14 protein-coding genes and 1 pseudogene are annotated in these 19,921 nt (G+C 61.9%); 8 read left to right on the forward strand and 7 right to left on the reverse strand.

The genetic code is table 11. The features are described 5' to 3' along the window. Nucleotides 1–79: 79 nt before the first annotated feature. On the reverse strand, nucleotides 80–1,111 hold the full coding sequence (locus AC3RCJ_RS24685; protein WP_492959495.1) for a LacI family DNA-binding transcriptional regulator: 1,032 nt from the start codon (nucleotides 1,109–1,111) through the stop codon (nucleotides 80–82). Between the two features lie 209 nt (nucleotides 1,112–1,320). Between AC3RCJ_RS24685 and AC3RCJ_RS24690 the strand changes: the two are divergent. From AC3RCJ_RS24690 to AC3RCJ_RS24700, 3 genes and pseudogenes are all read left to right on the forward strand, one after another. Continuing rightward, a pseudogene (locus tag AC3RCJ_RS24690) lies at nucleotides 1,321–2,559 on the forward strand (malic enzyme-like NAD(P)-binding protein); the annotation flags it as partial. Nucleotides 2,560–2,802: 243 nt separating this feature from the next. Further along, nucleotides 2,803–4,017 (forward strand): O-antigen ligase family protein, encoded by a 1,215-nt coding sequence (locus tag AC3RCJ_RS24695; protein ID WP_492959497.1) that lies wholly within the window; start codon nucleotides 2,803–2,805, stop codon nucleotides 4,015–4,017. Nucleotides 4,018–4,305: 288 nt separating this feature from the next. Continuing rightward, nucleotides 4,306–5,406, forward strand: coding sequence for a glycosyltransferase family 9 protein (locus AC3RCJ_RS24700; RefSeq protein WP_492959499.1), 1,101 nt, complete (start codon nucleotides 4,306–4,308; stop codon nucleotides 5,404–5,406). A gap of 33 nt (nucleotides 5,407–5,439) precedes the next feature. On the opposite strand, the gene AC3RCJ_RS24705 is transcribed toward AC3RCJ_RS24700, so the two are convergent. From AC3RCJ_RS24705 to AC3RCJ_RS24720, 4 genes are all read right to left on the reverse strand, one after another. After that, on the reverse strand, nucleotides 5,440–6,051 hold the full coding sequence (locus tag AC3RCJ_RS24705) for a response regulator transcription factor (RefSeq protein WP_492959501.1): 612 nt from the start codon (nucleotides 6,049–6,051) through the stop codon (nucleotides 5,440–5,442). Next, nucleotides 6,038–7,633 (reverse strand): ATP-binding protein, encoded by a 1,596-nt coding sequence (locus AC3RCJ_RS24710; RefSeq protein ID WP_492959503.1) that lies wholly within the window; start codon nucleotides 7,631–7,633, stop codon nucleotides 6,038–6,040. Before AC3RCJ_RS24710 ends, AC3RCJ_RS24705 begins: the two co-directional genes overlap by 14 nt. A gap of 108 nt (nucleotides 7,634–7,741) precedes the next feature. Next, nucleotides 7,742–9,139 carry a sensor histidine kinase gene (locus tag AC3RCJ_RS24715; protein ID WP_492959505.1) on the reverse strand — a complete coding sequence of 466 codons (1,398 nt, stop codon included), beginning with the start codon at nucleotides 9,137–9,139 and terminating at the stop codon, nucleotides 7,742–7,744. Continuing rightward, complete coding sequence (locus AC3RCJ_RS24720) at nucleotides 9,136–9,822, reverse strand: response regulator (protein ID WP_492959507.1); 687 nt, start codon at nucleotides 9,820–9,822, stop codon at nucleotides 9,136–9,138. Before AC3RCJ_RS24720 ends, AC3RCJ_RS24715 begins: the two co-directional genes overlap by 4 nt. 157 nt (nucleotides 9,823–9,979) lie before the next feature. Between AC3RCJ_RS24720 and AC3RCJ_RS24725 the strand changes: the two genes are divergently transcribed. The 4 genes from AC3RCJ_RS24725 (at nucleotide 9,980) to AC3RCJ_RS24740 (ending at nucleotide 12,930) form a co-directional block, all read left to right on the forward strand. Further along, on the forward strand, nucleotides 9,980–10,801 hold the full coding sequence (locus AC3RCJ_RS24725; RefSeq protein ID WP_492959509.1) for a MipA/OmpV family protein: 822 nt from the start codon (nucleotides 9,980–9,982) through the stop codon (nucleotides 10,799–10,801). Between the two features lie 115 nt (nucleotides 10,802–10,916). Further along, nucleotides 10,917–11,465: an adenine nucleotide alpha hydrolase family protein gene (locus tag AC3RCJ_RS24730; RefSeq protein WP_492959511.1), complete on the forward strand. Its 549-nt coding sequence runs from the start codon at nucleotides 10,917–10,919 to the stop codon at nucleotides 11,463–11,465. A gap of 49 nt (nucleotides 11,466–11,514) precedes the next feature. Next, complete coding sequence (locus AC3RCJ_RS24735) at nucleotides 11,515–12,519, forward strand: VirK/YbjX family protein (RefSeq protein WP_492959513.1); 1,005 nt, start codon at nucleotides 11,515–11,517, stop codon at nucleotides 12,517–12,519. Between the two features lie 180 nt (nucleotides 12,520–12,699). Beyond that, nucleotides 12,700–12,930, forward strand: coding sequence for a DUF6139 family protein (locus AC3RCJ_RS24740; RefSeq protein ID WP_492959515.1), 231 nt, complete (start codon nucleotides 12,700–12,702; stop codon nucleotides 12,928–12,930). 55 nt (nucleotides 12,931–12,985) lie between these two features. On the opposite strand, the gene dnaE is transcribed toward AC3RCJ_RS24740, so the two are convergent. After that, on the reverse strand, nucleotides 12,986–16,534 hold the full coding sequence (dnaE, locus tag AC3RCJ_RS24745; protein WP_492959517.1) for a DNA polymerase III subunit alpha: 3,549 nt from the start codon (nucleotides 16,532–16,534) through the stop codon (nucleotides 12,986–12,988). A gap of 125 nt (nucleotides 16,535–16,659) precedes the next feature. Between dnaE and AC3RCJ_RS24750 the strand changes: the two genes are divergently transcribed. Then, on the forward strand, nucleotides 16,660–17,556 hold the full coding sequence (locus tag AC3RCJ_RS24750) for a sulfurtransferase (RefSeq protein ID WP_492959519.1): 897 nt from the start codon (nucleotides 16,660–16,662) through the stop codon (nucleotides 17,554–17,556). Nucleotides 17,557–17,635: 79 nt separating this feature from the next. Here AC3RCJ_RS24750 and AC3RCJ_RS24755 read toward each other — a convergent pair whose 3' ends face one another. Beyond that, on the reverse strand, nucleotides 17,636–19,585 hold the full coding sequence (locus AC3RCJ_RS24755; protein WP_492959521.1) for a glycosyltransferase family 2 protein: 1,950 nt from the start codon (nucleotides 19,583–19,585) through the stop codon (nucleotides 17,636–17,638). Between the last annotated feature and the right edge of the window lie 336 nt (nucleotides 19,586–19,921).

Genomic DNA, 19,921 nt, shown 5'->3' on the forward strand with positions numbered 1-19,921 from the left:
CTTGCCTGTCATCTGCATGGCATTGTCTTGATTATTATCAATATCAAGATTTAAACATACTCCAACAAAAGAAGGGCAATCAGCGGCAAGCACGCGGTGGCGCCGTCGATTCGCGCACCACCAGTTCCGGTTTCAGGCGCACGTCCAGCACGGAGGCATCGGGCGATTCGATGGTTTGCAGGATCAGGCGCGCCGCCTCCGCGCCGATGCCATGGTGGCGGATGCGGATGGTGGTCAGCGGCGGGCGGATCATGTCCATATACGGCATGTCGTTGTGGCCGACCACCGAAATATCTTCGGGGCAGCTCAGGCCCAGTTCGCGGATGGCGTCATAGCAGCCGATGGCCACCAGGTCGCTGCCGGCCACCACGGCCGTCGTCCGCGGCGACTGGCGCAGCAATTCCAGCAGGGCCGCCTTGCCGCATTCGCGCGAGTAGCCGCTGCTTTCGAAGACGAACGCCTGCGAGGGATCGAGTTCGCTGGCCTGGATGGCGGCCAGGAAACCGAGACGGCGCACGTGGCCCGTGGACAGGTTTTCCGGGCCGGCGATGTGCGCGATATGACGGTGGCCCTGGGCCAGCAGGTGTTCGACGGCCAGGCGCATGCCGACCACGTCGTCGCTGACGACGCAGGAAGCCACGCCCGTCTCGTCGCTGCGGTTGACGGTCACCACGGGCACGTTCTGGTCGATGCACATCTTGATGACGGGATCGTGGCGCCGCGCCGTGGCCAGGATCAGGCCATCGACCTGCTGCCCCAGCAGGCGGTTGATGACGAACAGCTGCTCTTCCTCGTCGGCCCCCACGTTGGCGACGATGGCCAGGTAGCCATGCTTGCGCAAGCCTTCCTCGATGCCCAGCAGGATGGGCGGGAAGACGGCATTGGTAATGTCGGGCAAGACCACGCCGATGATGCGCGACTTGCGCGTGACAAGCGTGGAGGCGGCCCGGTTCGGCCGGTAGCCGAGCCGGCCCGCCTCGGCCAGCACGCGCGCGGCCACCTCGGCGCTGACCATCTGCCGCGTTTGCGGATTCATCACGCGCGATACGGTAGAAAAATGCACGCCGCTGGCCCGCGCAACGTCGCTTAAGGTGGGGTTCTTGTTTGTCATGGGCTTCCCGGATCGCAATACAGTGATTTTATCGCAAAAATTCCCCCTGCCGTCAAAAACCGAGCAAACGCTTGCATTGAAATAAAGCCGTTGCCCAAAGCGGTTTTGATCGACTTCCCTTCAAACGAGCCTTGACAGCGTGCAAACGCTTGCATAACATGGCCCGGATTGACCACTCGGGCCATGCCGGCCCTCCCTCAAGAATTCCTATGTCTACTTCCCACAGCAAGCACGCCGAACAGAACGGCGAAACCTTCAACCTGAAAGAAGCCGCCCTCGCCTATCACGCGCAACCGCGCGCAGGCAAGATTTCCGTCACGCCAACAAAACCGCTGGGCGACGCCCGCGCCCTGACCCTGGCGTACTCGCCGGGCGTGGCCTTCGCCTGTGAAGCCATCGTGGAAGATCCGCGCACGGCCGGCACCTACACCTCGCGCAGCAACCTGGTGGCCGTGATCACCAATGGCACGGCCGTGCTGGGCCTGGGCGACATCGGCCCGCTGGCCAGCAAGCCCGTGATGGAAGGCAAGGCTTGCCTGTTCAAGCAATTCGCCGACGTCGACGTGTTCGACATCGAACTGGCCGAGAACGATCCCGACCTGTTCATCGACACCGTGGTGCGCATGGAGCCGACCTTTGGCGGCATCAACCTGGAAGACATCAAGGCGCCCGACTGCTTCTATATCGAACAGCAATTGCGCAAGCGCATGAATATTCCCGTCTTCCATGACGACCAGCATGGCACCGCCATCATCGTCGCGGCCGGCATCCTGAATGGCCTGGAGCTGGTGGGCAAGGACATCGGCAAGGTCAAGGTCGCCGTCTCGGGCGCAGGCGCGGCCTCGATCGCCTGCCTGGACCTGCTCGTCTCGCTGGGCCTCGACAAGTCGCTGCTGAAAGTGTGCGACAGCCAGGGCGTGATCTACCCGGGCCGCGATGCCAACATGGAAGAGAACAAGGCGCGCTACGCCAACGACACCAGCGACCGCGACCTGGCCGACGCCATGCTCGGCGCCGACATCTTCATCGGCGTGTCGAAGGGCGGCGTGGTCAGCGCGCAGATGGTCGAATCGATGGCCGCCAAGCCGCTGATCTTTGCCCTGGCCAATCCGCACCCGGAAATCGCCCCGGAAAAAGTGCATGCCGTGCGCGACGACGCCATCGTCGCCACCGGCCGCTCGGACTACCCGAACCAGATCAACAACGTGCTGTGCTTCCCCTACATCTTCCGCGGCGCGCTCGACGTGGGCGCCACCACGATCAATGAGGAAATGAAGCTGGCCTGCGTGCGCGCCATCGCCGCGCTGGCCAAGGAGCCATTGCCAGGCCACGAAACCAGCGCGCTGACGCCGCTGCAACTGATCCCATCGCCATTCGACGAACGCCTGCGCAGCTGGGTCGCTCCCGCCGTCGCCCAGGCAGCCATCGCTACCGGCGTGGCCACGCGCATCCCGGCCGCCTGATGCCCCGGGCAAGCAGGCGCTTGCCCTAGCAAACGTCGGCAAGTTACCATTGCTTACAAAAAAACCATGGCTAAAAACCATGGTTTTTTCTTTCCAGCCCTTGAGCGCGGCCATTGCGTTGCATAAATATCAATTCCAGGAGGGCTTTTTTACGCTAGCCTTCGATTACAATGGCGCTACTTTATGTTGCTGCCATGATGGCGACGACACGCGTTCGCAAGGATATTCATGCTCGGCTTGACCTCGGTTTGTGTTTTTCTTTTTTCAGCATTGGCATTGGCCGTCAACAGCGGCTATTCGCTCGGTGCCCTGACACTCCTGCTCGCCAGCACCTGTTTGCTCTGGAAACGCCCGCGCCTGGACCTGCGGCGCCAGGACTATCTGCTCATCGCTACCTTGCTGCTGTATTTCATCGTGTACACCGCCAATATGCTGTACCACGCCGACCCCATGCGCGAACTCGACATGCCGCTGCGCGCGCTGCTGGCCGTGCCGGTACTGCTGCTGCTGCTCGCCTACCCGCCACGCGCGGCTGCCTGGTGGGCCGGCTTGCCCATCGGCGCCATCAGCGGTGCCGCTCTGGCCATGTGGCAACTCCACGTGCTGCAGATGGAACGTCCGCAGGCGGCCACCAGCAATGCCATTCACTATGGCAATGTCAGCATCTTGCTCGGCATGTTGGCCCTGTGCGGCCTGGGCTGGGCACGCGAGCAACGCCACCCCCGCGCATGGACGCTGCTGCTGCTGGCTGGCGCCGTGGCCGGCGTGCTGGGCTCCGTCATCAGCGGCAGCCGCGGCGGCTGGGTGGTGCTGCCCGTCTGCGGCTGCCTGCTGGCCTGCCACTACTCGTCGCAGGGACGCACCAGGCATCTGCTGGCCGCCGTGCTGGCGGCATTCGTGGCCGTCTCCGCGCTGGCCTACACCTTGCCCGACTCCCCCGTGCGCGAACGGGTGGAAATCGCCGTCGACGACCTGCAGAAATTTAACGACAGCGAGAATGTCACCACCTCCATCGGCCAGCGCATCGAAATGTGGCGTACGGCCTTGACCTTGTCCACGCGGCACATCTGGCTGGGTCTGGGGCGCGAAGGCTATATGGCGGCCAAACAAGAGCTGGCGGACGAAGGCAAGATGAACAAAATGATTCAAAAACACACCAATGCCCATAACGACTACCTCGATGCCCTGGTCAAGCGGGGCCTGATCGGACTGGCCATGCTGCTGGCACTGTTCTTCGTGCCGCTGCGCCTGTTTGCCCGGGCCCTGCGCAACGGCACCGCCGCCAGCCGTCCATACGCGCTGGGCGGCGTGGTGCTTTGCACCTGCTATCCGATCTTCGGCCTGACGACCAGTTCGCTGACCCTGAATATCGGCATCATCATGCTGGTCTTTCCGATGATCATGCTGTGGGCCATGCTGCGCCACCAGCAACGCATGGGCTGAGCCGGGCCGCCGCCCGCGCCGCCTGACGCACCCGCCTGCCCGCTGCTGCCTGCCCCGTCCCGCTCCAGGGCCGCGGCCGCCGCAGGAATGCCATTTATTTATTGCTCATTGGCTATCAGCAATTGAGCAGGCAGACCGTATCGTGGTATTGTCACAGGGGAAAATTATGCGAACCGCCAGTCACCGGCAATTGGTGCTGTGCACGGCGCGCGCAACGCTGCGCCGCCCGTCATTTTCCCGACATCTGGTTTGACACCATCGAATGAATACCTGAAACCGTACTGATACATGACGCCCTTGATTCCCGCCGATCTCCTTCAAAAATCGGACAAAATTCTCTTCATCGCCCATCTGGCGCTCGGTGATTTCACCTACATGCAAAACGGTTTCCGCGCCTTTGCCGCGGCCTATCCGCATCTTGAAATCCACCTGTGGGTCGATGAAGTCCGGCGCACTGCCGACGCCACCCAATGGGAAGGCCTGCGCACCTATTCGCTGTATGACTGGGTCGAGCAATCGGGCCTGTTTGCCAAGGTCTACCGCAAGACCTACAGTCCGGCGCTATACCAGGAGTCACTGCGCGAAGCACAGGCACAGCATTATCCGGTCGTCGTCTCGCTCGCGCATATCCGCCCGCACCGCTATGCCAGCCTGGCCCGCGAGATCAGCCAGGACGGGCTGGTGATCGGTACGCGCAAACCCTTCAGTCCGCTGCGTCCCTGGCATTCGCTGGCCTACCGCAAGCTCGATGCCCTGCTGCTCGATTATGCGGGCAACGATGTGGGCGAACATCACATCAGCAGCGTGTATGCGGACTGGTTCCATCAACTGACGGGACTCGACATTCCCGTCGCCGAGCGCTACCCGTTCGTGCACATTCCCGAGGCCGCCCTGGCGCAGGCCCAGGCGCAATTGGCGGCCTGGGGCTTCGCCGCGCGCCAGGGTCCCCTCGTGCTGTTGAATCCGTTTGCCAAGTCGCACAAGCGCGGCTGGCCCCTGGAGCGCATTGCCGAGCTGATTGCGCGCATGCAAAAGCAACCGCAATGGGCACACGCCTGTTTCCTGATCAATGCCATGCCGCAGGAGCTGGCGAAGGTGAATGCCGTGGTACAGGCGCATGGCGTACCCCGCACGCAGGCGTTCAGTGCCGTCGACAACTTTTTCCAGCTGCCGGCCATGCTGGCGCAATGCGACCTGATTATTTCGGTGGAAACGTCGATCATGCACCTGGCGAACGCCGTGCATGTGCCCGTGGTCGCGCTGATGCGCAAGAAAAACCCGGAATGGGCACCGTTCGACAGCGCCAACAGCACCGTCATCACGGTGGCGCGGCGCAACGACTGGGTGAAGGCGATTTCAGTCGGGCAGGTATTGCAGGCAATCCAATAAATTGCCAACTTCACAATAAATTTCGAGGCTTGCTTAACCAGCGCCCTGCATGCTGATACGCACCAGGTCGGCAACGTTATCGACACCCAGCTTGTCCATCAGGCGGGCCTTGTGCACTTCCACCGTGCGCACGGAAATACCCAGCGCCGGCGCGATGTCGCGGTTGTGCTGGCCCGTGACCACCAGTTGCATCACTTCCCGCTCGCGTGGCGTCAGCGCGCGCAGCAGGGTTTGCCCTTCTTGCTGCCGGCGTAACTGGCCGCGCGTGGCCGTTTCACGCGAAAACGCTTCATCGATGGCCGCCAGCAGCTTGTCATGGTCGAACGGTTTTTCCAGGAAATCGCTGGCCTGGGCCTTGAATGCCTGGCGCGCCAGCGCCACGTCGCCATGGCCCGTGATGATAATGACGGGCAGCATGCACTCCAGTTCCAGCAGGCGGCGCTGCAGGCTCAAGCCGTCCATGCCCGACATGCGGATATCGATCAGCAGGCAGCCGGACCACTCGCGCCGCCAGCTGTGCAGGAAATCTTCGCCACAGGAAAACAGCGCCGTACGATATCCGCGCACGCCCAACAGCAAGCCCAGCGCATCGCGCACGGCAGGGTCGTCGTCGACGATAAACACGGTCAGGTTACTGGTCACCATTGGCTCCTGAGGATGGCGCGCCGGCGCGCGCCAGCGGCAAGACAAAACGAAAAATACCATGCGTGCCGACCTCGGCCCACAGCTGGCCGCCGTGCGCTTCGACGATGGCACGGCTCAGCACCAGCCCCAGTCCCAGGCCGCTGGCCTTGGACGAGACGAAGGGCTCGAACAGGCGCGCCGCCAGGCTATTCGAAATGCCCGGCCCGCTATCTTCGACTGACAGGCGCAGGCGGCCGCCCTCCAGCCGTTCGGCCGACAGCGTAATGCGGCGCTGCCCGCGCGGCTGCACCAGCACCGCATCCTGCGCATTGGCCAGCAGGTTGCGCAGCACCAGTTCGATTTGCAGCCGGTCCGCGTTCACGGCCAGCGGCAACGGCGGCGCCAGCACCAGCTCGATGCCATGTTCATGAAACAGCGGCGCGAACTGACGGGCCATGCCCGCGATCAAGGCACCGGCCTCCACCGCTTCCAGCTGCATCGCGCCGGTACGGAAAAAGTCGCGCAAGCGGCGCACGACCTCCGCCGCGCGTCCCGATTCGACGATCATATGGCCGACGGCGCTTTGCAGCAAGGCACCATTCTCGCCCCGCTCGAGCAGGTATTCGCACGCCTTGCCGTAGGTCGACAGGGCCGTCAGCGGCTGGTTCAGCTCATGCGCCAGCGCGGCGGCCATCTCGCCGGCCGCCGCCAGGCGCATCGTATGCTTGAGTTCATTGGCGACCTGACGCATTTCATCGACGACGATGCCGATGAAAAATCCCACCAGCGCCAGCACGGCATCGAGCATCTGCAATTCATAAAACTGGATATTCACCGCGTGCGACCATTTCACCAAGGTAATGATACACAACTGCAAAACGAACACCGCTACCACGGCGCCATGCAGGCCCTGGCGCGATGCCGCCCAGATCACGGGAAGGAACAGGAAGTAAAAGTGCTTGTATTCCGAACGCACGATGGAACCGAACACGCTCCACAAGACAAAGCTGGCCAGCGCCAGATAGGCCAGAGTTTCCCAGCGCCAGACGGCAAGGCGCAGGCGTTCACGCCCTTGCGGACTGACCAGCACCCAGATCAGCGGCATCGACACCACCATGCCCACCGTGTCGCCGATGCCGAAACGCAATACCGCCGTGGCCCATTCGCCGGCCGGTATGCGGCCCGTCAGCGACAGCAGCGAAATGTAGCCGAGTGCATTGAACATGGTGCCAAACAGTACGATCGCCGCCCAGGTGATCAGGCGCTGCCGGTTGTCGAAAATATTGTTGCTGGTAAAGCCGCGCTGCAGCGCGGCGCCGATGCAGCCATAACCGAACACCAGCCATGCCGAGCACAGCAAGGTCAAGGGCAGGCCGGCCGGCATGCCGCGCACCAGCACTTCGCCCGCCAGCAGCGCGATAAACCAGGGCAGGAGCGCCTTGCGGCCATAGATCAGCCAAAAAACCAGGCCCAGCGCGGGGTCCGGATTCCAGGGCGTAATGTTCAAGCCATACATGGGATCGATGTACGTCGCCCAGTCGAACAGCAGGTACAGGCTGACGAAGAGGGGATATTGCTGATAGCGGGACAGGATAGGGCGCATGGACGGTGTTTTCTGACTGTCTCGCATTATGCATCGCCAACGTGCTCCACGCCATGGTCTATTGCTTTACAGCCACGCGTTACCCTCATGCAACAGCCGCTTGAAAACCTATCCCGGCGGGGAGGCCGCCAGCGGCAGGCGCACTTCCACCAGCAAGCCCTGGCCGCCACTGGCACGGTGCAGCTGGATCGTGCCGCCATGCTGGCGCACCACGGAAGCGACGATGGACAAGCCCAGGCCGCTACCGGGCTGCGCCTGCTGCGGCGCGCGGAAAAAGCGGTCAAACACGCGCTCGTACAGGGCCGGCGCGATGCCGGGCCCCTGGTCCGCCACGTGCAGCACGGCCTGGCCCCGTTCCGCATGCAGCGACACCGTCACGCTGGCGCCGCGCGGACTGTATTTGATGGCGTTTTCCACCAGGTTATCGATCAGCGACACCAGGCTCTCGCGCTGGCCCGGCACGCGCAGCGACACGCTGGCCTGCAATTCCAGCTCGATCCCGCCGGCCTGCGCCAGGCCCGACAATGCGGCCAGCCGGTCTTGCAACAAGGCATCAAGTGCCTGCGGATGCGGCGACTCACCCGCCTCGGCCTGCACTTCGCTGCGCGTCAGTTGCAGCAGCTGCCCGACCAGGCGCGCCGCGCGGTTGCCGCTATTCAATATGCCATCGAGCAACTCCTGCTGCAGCGGATCGCTGGCCTGGCCCTGCAACGCTTCCACATTCACGCGCATGGCTGCCAGCGGCGTGCGCAACTCATGCGTGGCGTCGGCGATGAAGCTGCGTTCGCGCGCGGCGCTGGCGCCCACGCGCTGCAGCAAGGCATTGATATTGTCGACCAGCGCGGCCAGCTCGCCATGGGGCGGCTTGAAAGTCAGCGGGCGCAAGTCCTGCGGACCGCGCGAGGACACTTCCTGTGCCACCTTGCGCCACGGCCGCATCGCCAATCGGATCGACAGCCAGGCGGGCAACAGCAGGAAAGGCAGGCTGATCAACAGTGGCAGCAGGTAATAGCCGCGTGAATTGATCGTGATGAAGAACTGCCAGGCACCACCCGCCTCGAGCACGGTCACGCGCGTGCCGCCTTCGGTCAGGCTGCGGCTGCGCCAGGCCTGGCCCTTGATATACACCACCTCCATCTGCTCCGGGCCGGCGCTGCGGATGCCGCTGGGCGCATCGGGCGACTTGTACACCAGCGTGCCCTGGCGCCAGACCAGGATGCGCGGCGCCAGCTCCGGCAATTGTCCCGTTTCAAACTCCTCGCGCAAGGCTTCGTCGATCGCGCGCAAGCTTGCCTGCTGGCGCTGCGGCTCGTCGGCCAGGTTGTCGGCCACGCTGATAATCGCCCGCAACGCGCTGCGGCTGACATTGCTGGCCTCGCCCGCGCCTTCGACCAGCACATAGGCGACAGCCAGGCTCCACAGCACCGTCAGCATCAGCATTTGCGCCATCATCAGGCGCCGCACCAGCGTGGGCCGGCGCAGCATGGCCCAGAAACGGCCCATCATGCGCCAGCACCGGGCGCAGCCGGTCCATCGCCCTGCTGGTCGATCACATAGCCGACCCCGCGCACGGTGCGGATATAGCCTTCGCCTATCTTGCGGCGCAAATTACCCATGTGGACATCGAGCGTATTGCTGGCATTGGCCAAGCCGCCTGGCAGGATATGCTCTTCCAGCACGCGGCGCGTGATGACGCGGTTGGCGCGCATCAGCAAGGTTTTCAGCAATGCATATTCGCTGGCCGTCAACTCCACCGCCCGGCCATGCACGCTGACGCGGCGCGTGGGTACCTGCAACAGCAGGCCGCGCAGTTCGATGGTATCGCCGTCGAAGCCATAGCTGCGGCGGGCCAGCGCCCGCACGCGTGACAGCAGCTCGGCCAGCATGAATGGTTTGACCAGGTAGTCATCGGCGCCGCCGTCGAGGCCGCGCAAGCGCTGCTCGAGCGTATCGCGGGCACTGAGGATAAGTACCGGCAAGCGTGCCGCACGCAGGCGTGCCAGCAAGTCCAGGCCGTCGCCATCGGGCAGGCCCAGGTCCAGCAGGACCAGCTCGCAACTGTCATGTTCGACGCTGCGCGCCGCATCTTCCAGGCTGCGCACCCAGACCACCTGCATGCCCTGGTCGCGCAGCGCGATGCGCACGCCGTTGCCCAGGTCCATGTCGTCTTCAATCAGCAGTATCTTCATGCAGCGTATTAAACCACCGCTAGCTGAAGAATAGGTAAAGAACGATTCTTCATGCAATCTTCATGAATGGCTCATTTTTCCTTCATGGCACGCGCCGATACTAGGCACTGTCAATCGAGCCACTCCGGACTCGGTTCTCCACCTGACGGACACCCTCATGCATGCACCTACCTTTCTGTTGACTTCGCTGGCCATCGCCAGCGGCCTGCTCCTGAACCCGCTGGCGGCGGCCGCCGCCGAACCGGCCGCCGACAATGTCTTCACCATCGGCGGCGGCGTCGCCGCCGTGTCCAGCTACTCCGGGTCCGACAAGCTGTCGGCCTCGCCATTGATCATCCTCGATTACGCCATGGCCAACGGCTTCTTTGTCAGCACGTCGCGCGGTCTCGGCTATGGCGGCCAGGCCGGCCCCTTCAGCTACAGCGCCGCGCTGGGCTACCGCGGCAACCGCGAAGACCACAAGCGCAAGGGCGTCAACGGCTGGGGCGGCAGCGATTACCTGAAGGGCATGGGCGAAGTCAAGGGCAATGCCAGCGCCCTGCTGAGCGCCGCCTATGCACCGCTGCCGGGCCTGTCGCTGAGCGTGTCGAGCGATATTCCCCTGTCGAATCGCGAGAATGGCGCGAATGTGCATTTCGGCGCCACCGGCCAGGTCTATGGCCGGGCCGACGCCAGGGGCGTGCAGCAGGACAGCGTGAGCATCGGCGGACAGCTGGGCTGGGGCGAACGCAAGTACGTACAGACCATGTATGGCGTCACGGCCACGCAGGCGGCCAATACCTCGTTCAAGCAGTACACGCCCAAGGGCGGCTTTTATGAAGCGCAGGCAACCGTCAACTGGGAACACCGCATCGATGCGCGCTGGGGCGTCAATACCCTGCTGGGCGTCGAACACCGGCTCGGCGACGCGGCCAAGAGCCCCATCGTGCGGCGCAAGACGGCCCCGATCGGCGCCATCTACGTCACCTACCGCTATTAAGCAAGCTTGAAGCGCGCGCTGGCATAAGGGAAACCCGTACGCTGTTTCGCCAATTTACAGGGGGAAAGGGCACCGATAAGATGGCACCGTTTCCCCTTCCCTTGACGTCCCTCCCATGCATGCTTCGCGCCTTGCTCCGCAACGCCATGACCGCGCCCCAGACAGCGCCGCGGCCACCCACGGCACCGGGAGCCAGGATACGCTGCTGCTCCTGCTGCCGGTCAAGCGGGCCAGCGACATCGTCTTCGGTGCGCGCTACGCCAAACGGCTGCAGGAATGGGGGATATGCGTGAGTGTCAGCCTGCTGCATGTGACGCCAGCGCAGGCACGCCCTGCCGCTGGCCTGCCGCAGCAAGATGCAGCGGAAGACGCCGGCAATACGCTCACGCTGGCAGCCGAGCAAATCATGCACGAGGCCGGCTTGTACCTGAGCCGTTCGCATATTGCCTTCACCACCCACATTTTTTCCGGCGAAATCATTTTTACGATACTCGACACGGCCGAAATGCTGGGATGCCATGAAATTGTCTTACCTGCCATTAAAAACAGTTCCTGGCGAAGCCGATTCTCGGACGCCCTGGCGCGCAAGCTGGCCCGCGCCAGCCGTAGCGCCACCGTGCTGCTGGCCAATACCGATGGCATGAGCTGCCCGCCGCTGCCCTGAAGCACGGCCCGCAGCCACCACCGTTCTCACTCACCAAGGAAAATGCCTGATGACACAAGCAATTACTCTGCATGCTGGTCTCACCAATATGCCCCCTGGCATTGCCCGCCTGCGCGAGCTGTTCAAACTGCAATTGCGGGCCCGCCTGCAGCAGCGGCAGACGCGCATCTGGCTCAAGTTGCTCAATTCCCACCCCGTCTTCGGCGACCTGTTGCAAGCCTACCCGCGCCTGGTCCACAAGGTCTACCGGCACTACCTGAGCAAAAGCCTGTCCTGCCAGCAACGCGTGTCCATGCTGGTCGACCACTATCATTTCATCCTGCAGCAAGGCTGGGGCAAGCTGATGGTACAGGCTGCGCACCAGCCGGTCATACTCGCCACGGTACCGGGAAAATCCGGTTCGCCCTACCATCTGCGCCTGTCATCGCTGTTCCGCATGGACCGCGAAGGCGAGATGGTCTTGCAATTGATCCATGATGACGATGTGCTCTACACGGTGGTCTTCACCTTCTTCGGCTGCCGTACGCGCGCGCCCAGGGAGGCCGGCGTGGGCATCGGCTGCATCCAGGGTCCGCAGGGCGAGGAAGGCTTGCGCCGCGTGCGCGAAGCCACGCGCGACCTGCATGGCATGCGCCCCAAGTTCCTGATGATACGCTTGGTACGCCAGCTGGCTTACGAGCACGGTTGCCGCACCATGCTTCTGGTCGGCAATGACAACCGGGCCGGCCACCATTCGGCAAAGAAGAATGGTCGGCTGCTCGCGGACTACAATGCATTGTGGCAAGAACTTGGCGCCACGGCCCGCAGCGATGGCGACTTTGAATTGCCGTGCGAAACTCTTCCTGCGCTCGTCCTCGACGAGATCGCTTCCAAAAAACGTTCGGAAGCCCGCAAGCGCCATGAACTGACCTTGAACATGATCGACAGCCTGCGCGACGGCCTGGCATCCCATCGCAGCCATGTCCACGTCGCCGTGCACGGCATCGCCATGGCCGCCAATGATGCCCAGCATCCGGCCGAATTCGATGACGAGCACTTTTCCGCCGTAGCCTGACCGTCTCCCTGGTATTGACCAGGCGCCCCGCCCCCGCGCCGCAGTCATTCCGCCACGCCATTCCCCCATTCTCCGCCCGCACGCGCGCAAAAACCATGCGCCGCACATTCCTGTTACGCTAGCAAGATCGGCGTGCATTCCTGGCGCGCCGGTTCCCCCAACGCTTACTAGGAGGCATTCATGCGCGTAGACATCTACCGCCGGGCCGAACACGACGGCATTTTTTCCTACCTCGCCGTGCCGGAAGGAAAGATCATTCCTGAAGAAGTGACCAATACCGACTGGCAACTGGAAGTGCAGGCCAGCGAAGTGGCCGACGATGCCCAGGCCTTGCCCGACTACCATATCGAAAAGCCGCATCAGCAAATCGCCGCCAAGGGCTATGCGATCACGGGCCTGAAAGATATGTAAACGTAAAAAAGCCAAACCAGACTGTTCCGGTTTGGCTTTGTCAGCGGCGCGGCGCCTAGTATTCGACCGCCACCTCTTGCGCGCCCAGCAGCTGTTCCAGCGCCGTCTGCAATTCATCGGACGGCGCCACCTTCCACTCGTCGCCAAATTGCAGCACGCAGCTGATGCCTTGCGGGCTGACGCGCGCGGCGATCGGCAAGCCTTCCGCAGCCCGGTGCGGCAGGAGCACGTCGCTGATGCGTTTCATGTCCAGCGTCGTGGGCAAAGTCAAACCCAGCTGGCGGCCATACTGCACGCGCGCGGCGATGATGTCGAAGGCGCTCTCGGCCGTGATGCGCAAGCCGCCCGAGAAGCGGTCTTCCGACACCTTGCCCACGACGGCGAGGAATTCGTCTTCCTTGAAGATTTTCCGGTTGGAATCAAACAATTCGCCGTACACCGTCACCTCGACGGTACCGCTCTTGTCGTCCAGGGTGACGATGAGAATCTTGCCGCGCTGTGTCATCTGCGTGCGCAAGCCCGTGATGACGCCGGCCATCATGCGCGGCTCGCGCGACGGCGACAATTCAGACAGTTTCGTGCGGGCAAAACGGCGGGCCTCGGGCGCATACGAATCGAACAAATGGCCGGACAGATAGAAACCCAGCGCGATCTTTTCTTCCGTCAATCGCTGCTTGTCCGTCCACACGGGCACCTTGACGTACTCGGGCGGCGCCACCATGTCGCTGTCGTCGCCGCCGAACAGGCTCACCTGATTCGCCGCCTTGGCAGCCTGGTCGGCGCACTCCATGGCGAACGCCACGGATGCGAGCAGGATGGCGCGGTCGACCTTCAGGCAATCGAAGGCGCCGCTGCGTATCAATGACTCGATGGTGCGGCGATTAATTTGCTTTTTATCAACGCGCTTGCAGAAATCGAACAGGCTCGTAAACGGCCCGCCGGCCTCGCGCGCGGCGATGATGGCTTCGATGGCATTCTGGCCCGAGCCCTTCACGGCACCGAGGCCGTAGCGGATCTGCGTGACCTTCTTGCCGCTGACGGACGGCGCCTCGCCACTTGGCGTGAAGCGGTAATCGGATTCGTTGATGTCTGGCGGCAACAAGGTCAGCTTGCAGATTTCCAGCGCATCTTCCACCAGGATCTTGATCTTGTCCGTGTCGTCCATGGCCAGCGACAAGTTGGCGGCCATGAAGGCGGCCGTGTGATGCGCCTTTAAATACGCCGTGTGGTACGACAGCAGGGCGTAGGCGGCGGCGTGCGATTTGTTGAAACCGTAGCCGGCGAACTTTTCCATCAAGTCGAAGATCTCGTCGGCCTTTTCCGCCGTCAAGCCATCCTTTGCCGCACCGGCGCGGAAGATCTCGCGGTGCTCGGCCATCTCTTCGGCCTTCTTTTTACCCATGGCGCGGCGCAGCATGTCGGCGCCGCCCAGCGAGTAGCCGCCGACGATCTGCGCCATCTGCATCACCTGCTCCTGATACACCATGATGCCGTAGGTTTCGGACAGAATCGATTCCGTGCGCGGATCGGGATAATCGAAGCGTTCGCCGTGCTTGCGCTTGCAAAAATCCGGAATCAGGTCCATCGGACCGGGACGGTACAAGGCCACCAGCGCGATAATGTCTTCGAAGCGGTCGGGACGCGCGTCTTTCAGCATGCCCTGCATGCCGCGCGACTCCAGCTGGAACACGGCCACGGTCTTGGCCTTGGTCAGCAAGTCATACGATGGCTTGTCATTCAGCGGCAAGGTCGCCAGGTCGAAGTCCGCCTGCGCGGGATCGAGCTGCTTGATGTAGCGCACGGCGCGGTCGAGAATCGTCAGCGTGGTCAAGCCCAAAAAGTCGAACTTCACGAGGCCGACGGCTTCCACGTCATCCTTGTCGTACTGCGACACGACGCCCGAGTCGCCGCCCTGCGTGTACAGCGGGCAGAAATCCGTCAGCTTGCCCGGGGCGATCAGCACGCCCCCCGCATGCATGCCGATATTGCGCGTGATGCCTTCGACTTGCTGGGCCAGGTCCAGCAACTGCTTGACCTCTTCCTCGTTTTCCTGGCGCTCCTTGAGCAATGGCTCTTCCTCGATGGCATCGGCGATCGACACGGGCTTGCCGGGCTTGAACGGAATCAGCTTCGAGATGCCGTCGCAGAAGTTATAGCCGAAGTCCATCACGCGGCCCACGTCGCGGATCGCGCCCTTGGCCGCCATGGTACCGAAGGTGGCGATCTGCGAGACCGCCTCCTTGCCGTACAAATCCTTGACGTGCTGGATGACGCGGTCGCGCCCTTCCTGGCAAAAGTCGATATCGAAGTCGGGCATCGAGACGCGTTCGGGATTCAAAAAGCGCTCGAACAGCAGGTTGTACTGCAATGGATCCAGATCGGTAATGAGCAGCGAATACGCGACCAGCGAACCGGCCCCCGAACCGCGGCCCGGGCCGACGGGCACGCCGTTTTCCTTGGCCCACTGGATAAACTCGGCCACGATGAGGAAGTAGCCGGGGAATTTCATGTTGCAGATCGTGTCCGTCTCGAATTTCAAGCGCGATTCATAGCGCGGACGCTCCTTTTCGCGCCGCTCGGGATCGGGATACAGCTGTAATAGCCGTTTTTCCAGGCCCGCCTGCGATTCGGCGACGAGGAACTGGTCGATCGTCATGCCCGGCGGCGTGGGGAAGTTCGGCAGTTGCGGCTTGCCCAGGGTCAAGGTCAGGTTGCAGCGCTTGGCGATTTCCACGGAATTGGCCAGCGCGGCCGGCAAGTCGGCGAACAATTCGGCCATGTCGGCCTGCGACAGGAAGCGCTGGCTGTCATTGAAGCGTTTGACGCGCTTGGCGTTGGCCAGCATTTCGCCTTCGGCGATACAGGTGCGGGCTTCGTGGGCAATAAATTCCTCGGGGGAAATGAATTGCACGGGATGCGTGGCCACCACGGGCAAGCCCAGCTTGGCCGCCAGGGCCACCGCATGGCGCACCTGCGCTTCCTGATTGGCCTGGCCGCCGCGCTGGATTTCAATATAAAAATGCCCGGGGAAAATCTCGGCCCAGCGCTGGGCATGGCGTTCGGCCAGCGCCAGGTTGCCATTCTCGATGGCGATGCCGACATCGCCGAAATGCGCGCCCGACAGCACGATCAAGCCATTCGCCGCACTGTCGTCCGGGTACAGCTCGTAGGTATTCGTCGCCAGCGCCTGCAGCCACTCGATGCGCAGCTCGGCGCGGCCCTTGTACTGGTTCGTCAGCCAGGCCGTCGACAGCAGTTCGCACAGCTGCAGATAGCCCATGCGGTTCTTCGCCAGCAACAGCAGGCGCGACGGTTTTTCGCGGTTGTCGTCATTCGTGATCCACACGTCGACACCGACGATGGGCTTGATGCCCTTGCCACGCGCTTCCTTGTAGAACTTCACCATGCCAAACAGGTTCGACAGGTCGGTGACGGCCAGCGCCACCTGCTTGTCCTTCGCCGCCGCCTTGACCACGTCGTCGATGCGTACCAGGCCGTCGACGATCGAATACTCCGAGTGCACGCGCAAGTGGACAAATGCGGGCCCTTGCGGGGCTTGCGGTGAACCTGCCGGAGCGCCGGCCTCTTGCATTACCATTTCCATCCTGTGTACCATTTCGTGCAAAATTCAATGGGGTCTATTCTACCGCGTCGCGCGTACGGACCGGGTATCCCGCCCGGCCTGTCGGGCTTATAATATCGGCTGTTCAGTCTAAGCCGATCGCCATCATGCAAGCCATCACCCAAGCAACATCCGCCGTTTCCGCCGCTGCCAGCCCGCTGGCCGCCACGTTTGTCAACATCGCCGCGTATAAATTCATTACGCTGGCCGATACGGAAGCCATGCGCCCCTTGTATCAGGAGCAATGCCTGGCGCTGGGCCTGAAAGGCACGATCCTGCTGACGCCGGAAGGCATCAACATGTTCCTGTCGGGCACGCGTGCGCATATCGACAGCTTCCTCGCCTGGGTGCGCGGCGACGAGCGTCTGGCGGACCTGGAATGGAAGGAAAGCTTATCGAACGAGCAATCGCACAAGCGCATGCTGGTCAAGCTGAAAAAAGAAATCATTACCATGCGCATGCCGCTGATCAAGCCGGAACTGGGCCGCGCCCCGTCCGTCGACGCGCACACGCTCAAGCGCTGGCTGGACGCCGGCGTCGACGACGCAGGCAAGCCCGTGGTCATGATGGAAACGCGCAACGCCTTTGAAGTGGACGTGGGCACGTTCAACAACACGCTTGATTATCGTATCGACAAGTTTACGGAATTCCCGGCCGTGGCCGCCGCGCACAAGGACGAACTGGAAGGCAAGACCGTCGTCACCTTCTGCACCGGCGGCATCCGCTGCGAAAAGGCCGCCATCCACATGAAGGAAATCGGCTACGACAGCGTGTACCAGCTCGACGGCGGTATTTTGAAGTATTTCGAGGAAGTGGGCGGCGAGCACTACACGGGCGACTGCTTCGTCTTCGACTACCGCACGGCCCTGAACCCGAAACTGGAACCGACGGAAACCGTGCAATGCTTCGTCTGCCGCGCCGTCGTTACGCCACGCCAGCAACTGGCGCCGGAATACGTGTATGAGGTGTCTTGCCCGCATTGCTTTGGCAAGAAGCAAGCCTGATCGACGAGGCAGGCGTTCCTGGATTTGCGCAGGAATGGCTGCCGATGGACCATACTAAAGCTTGCCATACATCTCGTTGCTATCGCGGCGGCCAGGCATACGAAAAGTCTTCGTGGTAGGCCGTCAGATTCGGGCTATAGGCTGGATCGCGCTGTAGTTGGGCGCCCCAGCGCTGTTGCACAAACGCAATCTCGGCTGAAAAACGCGCCAGCTTATCCGGGGCATTGTCGTCGCCACGCGTGGCAGATTCATGATGAATCATTTCGGCATACGGCGTCCATACATTGCGGTACCCGGCGGCACGTACTTTCAAGCAAAAATCGACATCATTGAAGGCTACGCCCAACTGCTCCTCCATTCCCCCGACCTGCTCGAACACATCCCGTCGAACGACCAGGCAAGCGGCAGTTACCGCGCTAAACGATTGGTGCGTCAGGGCGCGTCCAAAATAACCGGCATAACCCCGCTTGAGATATTTATGCGCATGGCCAGCCACCCCGCCCACGCCCAGGATACAACCCGCATGCTGCAGGCGTCCGTCGGGATACCACAGGCGCGCACCGACACAGCCGACCTCGTCACGAACGGCAAACGCCACCATCTCCTCAAGCCAGTCCGGGGTCAAAATCTCAATATCATTATTCATCAGGCAAAGTATGCTTCCCTGTGCAAGCCGCGCCGCGCGATTATTGAGCAGGGAAAAATTGAATGGTGAATCATCGCGAAGGATTTTGAAGCGATCTTTCGGTAACCGCGCAAACAACTGCTGAGTGGACTCCTCCATACTGCCGTTATCAACAATAATCACCTCATAATTGGTGTAAGTGCTACGCGCGAGCAGTGAGTCGAGACACATGCCCAGAAGATCAGCACGGTCGCGCGTTGGAATCAGAATACTGACCAGTGGCAAGGGTGAGGGCCGCGCAAAGCGTACCCTGTTCATGCTCGGCACCTCCGGCGCTTCCAGTACCTCCGCCACAATTCCCTTGCGGAGCAAATGCTCCCTGACCGCCCTGCGCCCGGCCTCCGCGGCATAGTTCTTTTCACCGGCATCGAGTGCGGTGCTGCCGCGAATGGCGCGCCAGTGATACAACACCCGCGGCACGTGCACCACCTGCTCGGGCATAAGCTGCTCGATAACGCGCAGCACCAGATCATGGTCTTGGGCACCGTTGAATCCCTCCCGAAATCCACCGACCTGACGCACCAGCGCAGTACGATATACACCTAGATGGCAGACCATATTCTGTGCCAACAGCAATTCGTAATTGAGATCCGGCTTGAAATTCGGATCAAAACGGTGATTACTGGCGTCAACCTTATCTTCATCTGAGTAAATCAGACCGGCATCGGGACGCCGGTTAAGCGCCTCGGCAATCCAGAACAGTGCATGCTCAGTCAGCAAATCGTCATGGTCGAACAGTGCGACAAACTCTCCAGAGGCCAGCGCCAGCGCTGAATTAGTTGACGCCGAGATATGCCCGTTCTGTTCCCGATAGACAATCTTGATGCGACTATCCTGGCTGCGGTGATGCTCCAGCATCATGCGCACGTTCGTATCAGTCGAGGCATCATCGGCAATGCACAATTCCCAGTGCGGATAAATCTGTCCGCGCACCGAGTTTATCGCTTGGTCGAGGAACTTCAGTGGAGGATTAAATACAGGCAAGATGATCGATATCAACGGCTGGTCCGCAAAACCCTCCATGTCAACGCGCATTTGCGAACGGGCTGCATCATCCACGGTGTCATAGCGGCGGACCCAGTCAAAATAATCATTGCGGTCATACTGCGCAGCAGTAGCAACTTTGCCAAAACCAAGCCTCAACCCCGCCAGACCTTCTCGTCGATACAGTCTGTACGCCTTTCGAACGACCCCGCCGACGCCTCCACCACGTTGCAATGCCAAGCGCACCATGGCGCCAGCATGTGCTGGACGGACCAGCCAGGAAAAAGCGCGCCGCAAGCGGCCGTACGAGGGCTGGCCATTCAAGCGAGCATGAGATTGCTGTGGAGATTCTTTAGGCATGATATTAAACGATGGATGGTCATCCCGGCACGCACCGGCGAGCACTTATTCGGATGACAATATGATGAGCGTCAAATGATACGCGATACGCGGCAAGGTACGCTGTTTTTCCAGAGTGATGCCGCCAAGTTGCTCATAAATTCTGCTGATGTTCAAGTACCCCCAACAAATTATGGTGATTTCTGATTTCCATAACCGGAGCGATGCAAGGTGTCCGACAAGGCTTGCCAGTTGCCAACATTGCCATCACTGCGTCGCCGCGAGCGCCTTTGCCGGTGTACGCGCCCGTCAGAGGACCGTACTGTTACGCAGGCGCAGGCCATATCCCGCGCCCCC

This window comes from Janthinobacterium sp. GW822-FHT07H11 (assembly GCF_058798615.1).